The following is a 9385-nucleotide window of genomic DNA, read 5'->3' as shown; positions in this document are numbered from 1 at the left end:
GCGGCACAGCTCGCACGACGGCTGGGAGCCTGCCTGGAGCCGGTCCGCATGACCCAGCAGCAGAACGGCTATGATTGCGGCGTCTTTGTGCTTGACGGCACCAGGGCGCTGGTCGGACGACTGGGGCAAAGGGGGCAGCCAGCCAGGCTGCACCTCGACAACCTCGACATCGATCGGCAGGCACTCCAAAACCGACTCGGTCATAGGGCTGGTACAGGAGTCGCGCTGCCCATCAGCCAAGCCTCCGATCAGGCCCGAGCCGAGCTAATGGCTTCCTTCAGAAGCAGAGAGCGATCTGACGCGGGGCGTTGAGTCTCGGTGGCTGTCGTCAAGCAGATCAGCGCCAGACGTCGTGGTCCGAGGCGGAGATCGGTGGCCCGCCCGCACGTACGGAGGGCGAGCCATGGGAGAGTATAGCGATGCATTTGTTGCGTTTGATGTAACCAAGAAGAAGCACGCGGTGGCGATCGCGGAATTTCACGAAGCTCTAGGTGATTTGCGAGGCGAGCAATGAAGCGCTCGAGAATAGTAGACATTGCACGTGAGGCCGGCGTCAGCAAAGCGACAGTTGATCGCGTGATTCACTCCCGCGGAGCAGTGCGGGAGGACACTGCCCTGAAAGTTGCAGAAGCCGCGCATCGGGTGGACTATTACGGCAGCAATCTGATCGACCAACAGCTGGCGATCAGACTCCCCAGGATTCGGTTCGGTTTTCTCCTCACCAAAGAGAAGCAGGAATTCTATCAATCCTTCAGCCACGAACTCGAATTTGCGGTCGGCACGCGCGATGACGTCAGGGGATCCACTATTGTTCGATTTTCGCACTCCCAGTCACCTACCGATATTGCCGAAGCAATGCTGGCACTTGGGGATCAGACCGATGTCATCGCTTGCACTGCGGTCAATCATCACGCTGTCAGTGAGGCGACGCTGGAACTGAGGCAGAAGGGAAAACCGACTTTTGCATTGCTCAACGATTTCGCACAAGGGACGCGCGAACATTACATCGGCCTCGACAATCTCAAGGCGGGACGGATTGCCGCTTGGATGATCGGCCTGGCAGCTCAGACACCAGGCAAGATCGCCCTGTTTCTCGGCAGCAACCGTTGGCAGGGACACGAGCTTCGGGAAACCGGCTTCAGGTCCTATTTTCGAGAAGCGGACCGCGATCTCACCCTGCTTGAATCCGTGGCTAACCTTGAAATGCGCCAGCTGACTTACGAGACCACACTTGCTCTTCTCGAGCGCCACGAGGACCTGGCTGGCATCTGCGTGGCAGGCGGAGGAATGGAGGGCGCTATCTCCGCGCTTCGGGAAGCACGGGCACCGGGCGAGGTCGCGCTTGTGGTGAATGAACTGACTTCGATTAGCCGAAAGGCATTGTCCGATAGATATGCGACGATGGTCATCAGCACACCCCTTGCAGAATTGTGCCGCGAGACGGTTGAACTGATGGTTCGAGCCATTCGAAACGGACCTGCGCAAGGGCCCGGGCAGCGTTTCCTGGAGCCACAAATATTTTTACCGCCTTCAGTCGGACGTCATGAGGTGAACACCTCATGACGTCCGACCAGAAGCCTCAGTCTTGAGGCAATCCATCTGGCTCCTGATTGTCGGTCACGCGCGGGCTTGGCATGATGACGAGGATTTCGTGCCAAGCCCGGTTGCGCCTAACCGTTCACGCCGGGGATTCGGGAGACAGAGCGACGTCGCGTCGCCCAAAGTCTCGTGCTTGAGGAGACGAAGGTGAACACTTCCAAACCTCTCCGAGTAAACGTGGGCTTGGACAAAGACGTGTCCCTTCCTCTCGCCCTGCCTTCTAACCCTGTCCTGCTCGGCGGCGAGAACCGCTCCGGCACCACTCTGCTCAGTGTCCTGCTCGACTCGCACCCTGACCTGGTCGTCGGCCCGGAGATCGATTTCACCGAACCCATTAACCTCGGCCCGCACATACTTGCGGTGTGCGACCTGATGGACCTCGGCGACGCGCGGCTCGCCGGTACGACGAAGGACACCGTTGACCCCGAGTGGTACGACAGCGGGCACTTCGTTGTGCAGTGCGAGCGTTTCGGTCTCGACCGCGACAATGTACGGAGCCTGGTGAACAACCTGATGGCCGAGCGCGGTACCGATCTGTCCGCCTTGGAGGACCGCTGCCTGCTCATCAACTCCATCGGCGAATTCCGGCGTGAACAGACGGGAGCCCGACGATGGGGCTTGAAGCTTCAGCGGAGGATCCAGGACATCGGCACGTACGCCGCGATCTGGCCACAAGCGCACTTCATCCACATCATCCGCGACGGCCGCGACGTGACTGCCTCCCACTTCAAGACCGTCCCCGACTGGGGCTACCGGACTGTCGTGGAAGCCGCGCGCGGCTGGCTGGAGGTCGTCACCCGACCCCGCCGGGCTGCACCCGACAGCCGCTATCTGGAAGTGCGATATGAGGATCTGGTCATCCGCCCCCGCGAAACTGTCGAGCAGATGCTGGACCACCTCGGCCTGCCATGGGACGAGGCGGTCCTGCACCACGCGGAGCATGAGCACGCGTTGTTCGACAACCCCTGGGGCCATCCCGCAGCGGTGGCCGCGGGTAAGCCGCTTTATACCGGGCGTAACGGACGGTACCTGCAGGACCTAACCCCCGGGGAGATCGAGGAATTCGAGCGGATCGCCGGGAAGGAACTGGAACATCTAGGCTACGACCTGTCGATCCCAGGTCCGCGGAGCACGGGGTGACGCCGTAGGCACACGAACCGCTCCGACGACGCCTGCCCGCAGCTTCTACTTTCTTCTCGCGGCCAGACGGCCCTCCTCGTCCGCACCCACCGTTTCCGCTCCTCGCAGACAAGGCGCGCCATATCATGAAGTTCACTGACATACCATCACTCGATCTGTCTCCGGGCGATCTCACCGTCTGGCGGGCTTACGCTACTCACATGTCCGACACCACCTGGGCGGCCGACCTACGGCGGGCGTCTTACGTGCAGGAAGCACACATCACATACGCACTCGAGGCGGCCGGTGGGGGTCCCCTGCCACCGTCCTGGTTGGGCTGCGCTTTCGATCTGCCCGCCGAACTCGATGCGGACGCCTTCACCACTGCGCTGCGCGGCTGGATAAATCGCCACGAAACCCTGCGCAGCCAACTCACTCTGTCCCCTCGTTCCACACCGGGCGGTAGTCTGCAACGCATGACGCTACCGGCCGGAGCCGTGAGCATCCACCCCAGTGCGGCGGGGGACTTCACCGACGGCCGGAAGCTGGCGCGGTATCTGGATGAACTGTTCGCCAGCGAAGCCGGCCCCCTCGGCTGGCCCGGATATATCTGTGCCACTATCAGCCGCCCGGAAGCGACCACCGTTTGTCTCGCCGCCGACCACACCCTGACGGACGGTTACTCCGTTCTCCTAACCGCTTATGAGATCCACACTCTGTACGCCGCTGCACTCGCCGCCGCCAACGGCAAGCCCACCCCTCCCCCCCTTCACCCCTCGGCCAGTTACCTCGATTTCGCGGAGGCCGAACGGACCGCCGCCGACGCGCTGACAGCGGACCACGAATCCATCGTCCACTGGCGGCAGTTCCTCACTGAAGCAGGCGGCTGCCTGCCCGAGTTCCCTGTACCGGTTAGCGACGTGAGCGGCAGCCCCGCCGCCCAGCCAGGCGGATACACCGAGCTTCTCGACGCATCCACCGCACGCGCCTTCGATCGAGTTTGCCGCGCGGCCGGGGGCGATTCCTTCTCCGGCCTGCTCGCCTGCCTGGCCAAGGTCGGCCACGAAATCACCGGCTCGGGCGAATTCCGTACCATGGCCCCCTTCCACACCCGGACGGGTCCCTCGCAGTCCTCCATCGGCTGGTATGTAGGTATGGCCCCCATCACCTTCCCCTTAAGCGCAACCGACTCCTTCGCTGAGGCGGTGCGCTCCGCGGTCTCCGGCCTCGACGGAGTGAAGGACCTGGCCCAGATACCCATACCCCGAGTGGAGGAGCTCCTCGGCCGACCCCTCCGCGACCCCTTCATGGTTTCGTACAATGACCTTCGTCGCACCCCCGGTGCCCGCGACTGGAACACTTGGCGGATTGTCATCCTTCGCGGCCGCAGCACCGACCCGGACGACGTGTACTTCTGGATCTTGCGTACCTACGACGGCCTCTTCGTCAACTACCGTCACCCTGCCACCGGCCCGGCCGGCATCGCGGTCCCCCGCTACGTGGCCCGTATAAAGCAACTCCTGACCTCCATCGCGAGCACCGCCCGCTGGCCCGCTACCGCACACCCCACAGGAGACTATTGCCCATGACGGACATCAGACACATTGCAGCGGACTCTTGTAATTACACAAACTTCGACGCGGTGATCGTCGGCTCCGGGCCATCTGGATCGATCGTCGCTCGAACACTTGCGGAAAAGGGATGCGATGTGGCCGTCCTGGAATATGGAGGCCTGGTTTCCCCTGGCGCCGTGCTCGGGCCTCATCAAGCGGCCTACAGCAAGGCACTCACTTGCAACGGCCCCGCTGATGGTAACCCTTGGACAGCGTCCTGCGTCGGCGGCGGGATGCCGTTCTACAACGCGATAACGTTCAGATATCGACAGGCAGATCTGTCAGCCTCCCAATATCTTACGACTGACATGGAGATTGATTGGCCCATTACCCTCCAGGATCTTGAACACTGCTATTCGGAGATCGAGCATCTCCTCGAGATCAGTGGCGCGAATGGATTTCCATCGTATCCAGCCAGTCCGCGTGGGTTGATGTTATCCAATGCAATGCAGGAACTCAGCATAAGATCAAAGAGCATCCCCCTGGCAATCAGGCCGCCAGGGACCAACAAGGGATGCATCAATTGTTCGGCTTGCGATGAACTGGTGTGCCCTACGGATGCGAGAGCATCAGTGCTTGCAAGAAACATTTTGGATGACTCCGCCCTGCCGGGAACGATCTCGGTTCTATACGGCTGTTTCGTCAACCGGATCGAAATGCGAAACGACGGTCAGGCTGAAGCCCTTGAGTGCTATGTGCCGCTCTCATCGGAACTGACCCGGATCCCAGTTGAAAAGGTCATCGTCTGCGCAAACGCGATACAATCAGCGGCATTGATGCTTCGGTCGAAAAGTGGGCATGCACCGAAGGGAATAGGAAACGAATCCGGCCTCGTTGGGCGGGGCGTCTCATTCAAGATTAGTGGCTACTCCGTCGGCTACATGGAACCGACCGATCGCGGCTCCGGTGCATTTGCTCCGCACTGGGGACCCCATGCGACCGTCTATACCGATGAGTTCTACGAGCATAACGACGTGCCATGCAGATTTGGCGGCCTCATTTATGAAGCGAATTTCCCCTCGCCGGATAAGAACGTCGGCGTTGTGCGCCTGCACTACATAGCCGGAGAAGAGCCATGGTCGCACAATCGCGTCTTGCTTGACGAGGCCGTGGACCAGTACGGTATCCCTTACATCCGTTTCGAATACCGAAACTCGGAAAATGACCGTGCGCGAATGAATTTTCTCGCCGACCGCGCGGATGACATTCTGCGCCACCTTGGCGCATGCCGCATCGATCGAGAGCCATCTTTCCATGGAAAAGGCAGCTCCCACCTGCACGGCACGATGCGCGCTGGATGTGATCCGAGGACCTCGGTCGTAGACAGCTGCGGCAGGGTTCATGGGTTCACCAACATCCATGTCATGGATGGCTCCGTTATGAACTTCGCGGGGAACAGCAATCCGACACACACAATCATGGCCAACGCCAGGCGAATGGCCATGTCACTCAAGTAAAAGGGGCAACTTAGATGCTCGATCCTGAAGCTACCGGACATTTGGCTGAATGGGAGCGTGACACCCGGTTATCGATCATATTCCGCGCCGCCAATGGCGCGATGGCAGAGGATATCAACGGCAAGATCTATCTGGATATGACGTCCTGCAGCGGGGCTTCGCCCTTGGGCAGCAATGCCCCGGTGTTCAAGGCCAGGCTTGCGCAGGCGATGGAGCGGGAAACTGATATTTTGCCATCGCCGGTGAGTGAGCAACGCCAGATACTCGCCGGGAAAATCTTGGAGATGTTCCCAAGCAATTCCAGAGTGTTCTTTCTGAGGACCGGATCTTGTGCAACGGAAGCGGCGGTTCGGATCGCCCGGCACCGAACTGGCCGACCGCTCATCCTGACGGCTGGCTTCCACGGATGGCACGACATCTTTCAACAGCACCCTTGGTCAAACAACACGCCGGCCAAGGATCAACACATCCAGGATTTCCAATATGACCTCGATATCCTGAAGCAGCAGCTGGTCGGGAACGAGGGGAGAGTCGCGGGCATTTTCGTCACGCCTGAGCCTTCGGTCTTTCCTCCGGAATTGCTCCAGGAAATCTCCAGGACGGCAAGCCTGCATGGAGTATTGCTGATCGTTGATGAGGTTCTATGCGGACTTCGTTACGCCAAGGGTGGCTACTGCCGAAAACACGGTGTGAAAGCCGACATCATCACATTGGCCAAGGGGATTGCACAAGGCATTGGCCTTTCCGCGGTCGTCGGCACCGCCGATGCCATGGTGGGAGTCGACAGGGCCTATCTGGGCAATACCTATCTGCGCGAGAACCGGGCCTTTGTGGCCGGCAACCTGACACAGGAAATCTTTGAAGAAGCAGAAATTGCGGCTCGTATCGCCGAGAACGGCTTAGCGCTCAAGAGGCAGTTCCAGACCTCGTTCGAGCGTAGCGAAATACCTGCGCGCGTGCTCGGAAGCGATACCATGTTCAGAATCATTCTGCCTTCCCAAAAGCATGGAATGGTCTTCGCTCAAAGGTGTCTGCAGCACGGTATCTACACCGGCTACCCAGGGACATACATGAGCAATGCGTCCATGGACGGTGCATTTTTTGCAGCTTTGCAGCCGGCACTGGAGCGAGCACTCGCGGACTATCGCAAGGACGAGGACATGACTGTACAGGTCACTGACGCATCCATTGTCGAATACTGCGCGGAGGCGTTCCACACCACAGAGAGAGCATGTCTCTCTAACAAGCATCATTGGGCTTGATACGGGCAGGAACGCCGTGAAAGATCGAACGAAAACCGCAACCGTCAATATTCAGCTCGAAGATTATGATCATATAGCCTTCGATCTGGACGGAACCCTTGTAGATTCGGGGGCTGTGATCGAAAGCGCACTCCGTCGATGGGCACGGGAGGAATGCATCTCGCCCGATTACGCGATGCGGATGTCGGCCGGCCGCCGGGACGTCGACCTGGTGGCGGCGATTGCGCCCGGTCTCTCGCCAGAACGCGAAGCAACTCGCATTGCGGATTATGAGATCCAATCGATGAGTCTGTTGCAACCGATCCAGGGCGCCGCAGAGTTCTATGGCTCGATCCCCGTCGAACGGAGATCTATCGTCACCTCTTCGGCAAGGGTTTCGGCCCTTGCCCGCCTCGAGGCGGCTGGACTCTCCTGCCCGAGGATCATGATTGCAGCCGAGGACGTCAGTCAAGGAAAGCCGCATCCGCAACCCTATCAAATGCTGTTGCGAATGCTGCGCATCAATCCCAACAGATGTTTGGTTTTTGAGGATTCCCGCACCGGAATTGAAGCGGCGATCGCTGGAGGCTGCGACTGCGTAGGTGTCGGCCCAAATGCCAGAGGTCACCCTGACACCAGGGGCTGGATAGAGAATTTTGCGAGGCTTCCTTTCTAACCGGCCGCGCTGAACCTGCGTCCCCGACTGAAAGGAGGGCCACGAAATGAAAATATCAACCAAACCCCGCGCACCACTATTTGATGAGGTGCTGGTAGAAGGCTCGGTACTTCAGCATTACGAAGCGGAGCGAAACGACTATTACGAACTTCTCGCTAAACTATTTCGTTCGTCCAGCGCAATTCGTGCCAAGATTGGCCGCCGTTGTATTTGGCATATAAATTCCACCGCGTTCGGCGGTGGGGTGGCCGAAATGCTTCCACATCACATATGCCTCCTTCGGGAACTTGGTTTTGATGTGCGTTGGCTCATCTTTAAACCGAAGGAAGAGCAATTTTTTCAATTCACCAAAGGACTTCACAATTCTCTTCACGACGCCGCCGTGGCAGGCTTGAATGATCTGCTGCCGCATTATCTTGAGGCATCGAAGCAAGGCGCCGCGCAGCTGGAAAGGATCATCAGACGGGATGGCTTTCTGGTTGTTCATGATCCGCAGCCACTTGGTGCAGCTGCGAAGTTCTTGGAATCTCACCCGCACCCGGCTATCTGGCGATGCCACATCGGCTATCCAAAGCGCACCCCAACAGTCGACGCAATCTGGGGGTTTCTGGGGGAATACCTCCGTCAATTCCAGCGCATTGTCCTGAGCGCCAAGGAGTATGCCTTTGATACCGGTCTCCCCATAGATATCATCCAGCCATCGATCAGCCCATTCTCAAGCAAGAACCGTAACTACGAAGGGCCAGTAGGCCAGACGTTGGAGAATTTAGTTTCGTTCAATAGCCAAGAATTCGAGTCCACCCCATCCCTTCAGGACATTCTCGGCTCGCGGTATTTCCTTCATGTATCCAGGTGGGATGGACTGAAAGGTATTGACCGGATCATCGCCGCTTTCGATCGCTTTGTGAAAATGGCGCTCGACGAGGCATACGATATACGCCTGGTGGTCGCGGGACCGGATCCTTTGGGTGTTGCCGACGATCCTGAAGGACGCGAGTATTTCGAGAAATGCGTCGCATTGTGCTCTCAATTACCCAAGGAAGTGCGGCGGCGCTTGTATCTGGCCTGTATCTCGGTGAACGACCACGACGCAAATGCCGAAATTGTCGGCCGGCTGCAACAGAACGCCCATGGAGTATTTGCGCTCTCTCGCGAAGAGGGTTTCGGCCTGACAGCAACAGAGGCTCTGTTCCGAGGCAAACTCGTCGTCGTGTCGTCCGCCTTTGGTCTGAAAAGGCAGGTCGTAAATGGGCTGAATGGCGTTGTCCTCGACGAGCCGGACATCGAGGACAAAGCTGCAGAAATTATGCATCACCTTGCGGCCGGTTATAGTGATTTCGAGCCCATGGCCAGAACCGCGCGCGAAAACTGCCTGCGCTCGAGTACGCAAATCTCGCAAATTCCAAAGTGGTATGACTCGATTCAATCGGCTCTATCAAGTTTTGAGCAGATGCAATACCGGGAACCGTTCAAGCCAACGGTCATCTGAGCCAGGCGGCGGACGTCTCCGCGCCGAGGTCGCGTAGGGAGGCATAGACTTCCAGCTCCGCCTCGCCCTATGCGCGAACTTAACGTTTCCAGCCGCCAGGCCGTCATGAGCTGCTCGGAACAGGCAAAGGAGATAGCATGGATCCCTTTAAGAACGTCAATCCATCCCGCGTCTCAGATCTCGCCCGCACA

At 58.8% G+C, this 9385-nt stretch carries 7 protein-coding genes and 1 pseudogene; 7 read left to right on the top strand and 1 reads right to left on the bottom strand.

Going from position 1 to position 9385, the window contains the following annotated elements; all coding sequences use genetic code 11:
- A pseudogene (locus PU724_RS32900) lies at positions 1–204 on the bottom strand (hypothetical protein); the annotation flags it as partial.
- A gap of 306 nt (positions 205–510) precedes the next feature.
- On the opposite strand from PU724_RS32900, the gene PU724_RS32895 reads away from it, so the two are divergent.
- The 7 genes from PU724_RS32895 to PU724_RS32865 all read left to right on the top strand — a co-directional run bounded on the left by PU724_RS32895 (position 511) and on the right by PU724_RS32865 (position 9194).
- Complete coding sequence (locus tag PU724_RS32895; protein WP_354425954.1) at positions 511–1563, top strand: LacI family DNA-binding transcriptional regulator; 1053 nt, start codon at positions 511–513, stop codon at positions 1561–1563.
- A gap of 183 nt (positions 1564–1746) precedes the next feature.
- A complete protein-coding gene (locus PU724_RS32890) occupies positions 1747–2739 on the top strand; it encodes a sulfotransferase family protein (protein ID WP_354425952.1) in 993 nt (330 codons plus the stop codon).
- Between the two features lie 125 nt (positions 2740–2864).
- Complete coding sequence (locus tag PU724_RS32885) at positions 2865–4307, top strand: condensation domain-containing protein (RefSeq protein WP_354425950.1); 1443 nt, start codon at positions 2865–2867, stop codon at positions 4305–4307.
- Positions 4304–5788, top strand: a complete 1485-nt coding sequence (locus tag PU724_RS32880) for a GMC oxidoreductase (RefSeq protein WP_354425948.1) — start codon at positions 4304–4306, stop codon at positions 5786–5788. The genes PU724_RS32885 and PU724_RS32880 overlap by 4 nt, the downstream gene beginning before the upstream one ends.
- A gap of 14 nt (positions 5789–5802) precedes the next feature.
- The gene (locus PU724_RS32875; protein ID WP_354425946.1) at positions 5803–7050 is read left to right on the top strand and encodes an aminotransferase class III-fold pyridoxal phosphate-dependent enzyme; all 1248 of its coding nucleotides are present in this window, start codon (positions 5803–5805) and stop codon (positions 7048–7050) included.
- Positions 7051–7066: 16 nt separating this feature from the next.
- Positions 7067–7705 (top strand): HAD-IA family hydrolase, encoded by a 639-nt coding sequence (locus tag PU724_RS32870; protein WP_354425944.1) that lies wholly within the window; start codon positions 7067–7069, stop codon positions 7703–7705.
- A gap of 46 nt (positions 7706–7751) precedes the next feature.
- Positions 7752–9194, top strand: a complete 1443-nt coding sequence (locus PU724_RS32865; RefSeq protein WP_354425942.1) for a glycosyltransferase — start codon at positions 7752–7754, stop codon at positions 9192–9194.
- Positions 9195–9385 lie beyond the last annotated feature (191 nt).

This window comes from Mesorhizobium abyssinicae (assembly GCF_049887195.1).
In the GTDB taxonomy this organism is placed as follows: Bacteria; Pseudomonadota; Alphaproteobacteria; order Rhizobiales; family Rhizobiaceae; genus Mesorhizobium; species Mesorhizobium abyssinicae.
This window is presented reverse-complemented; position numbering and strand designations above follow the sequence as displayed.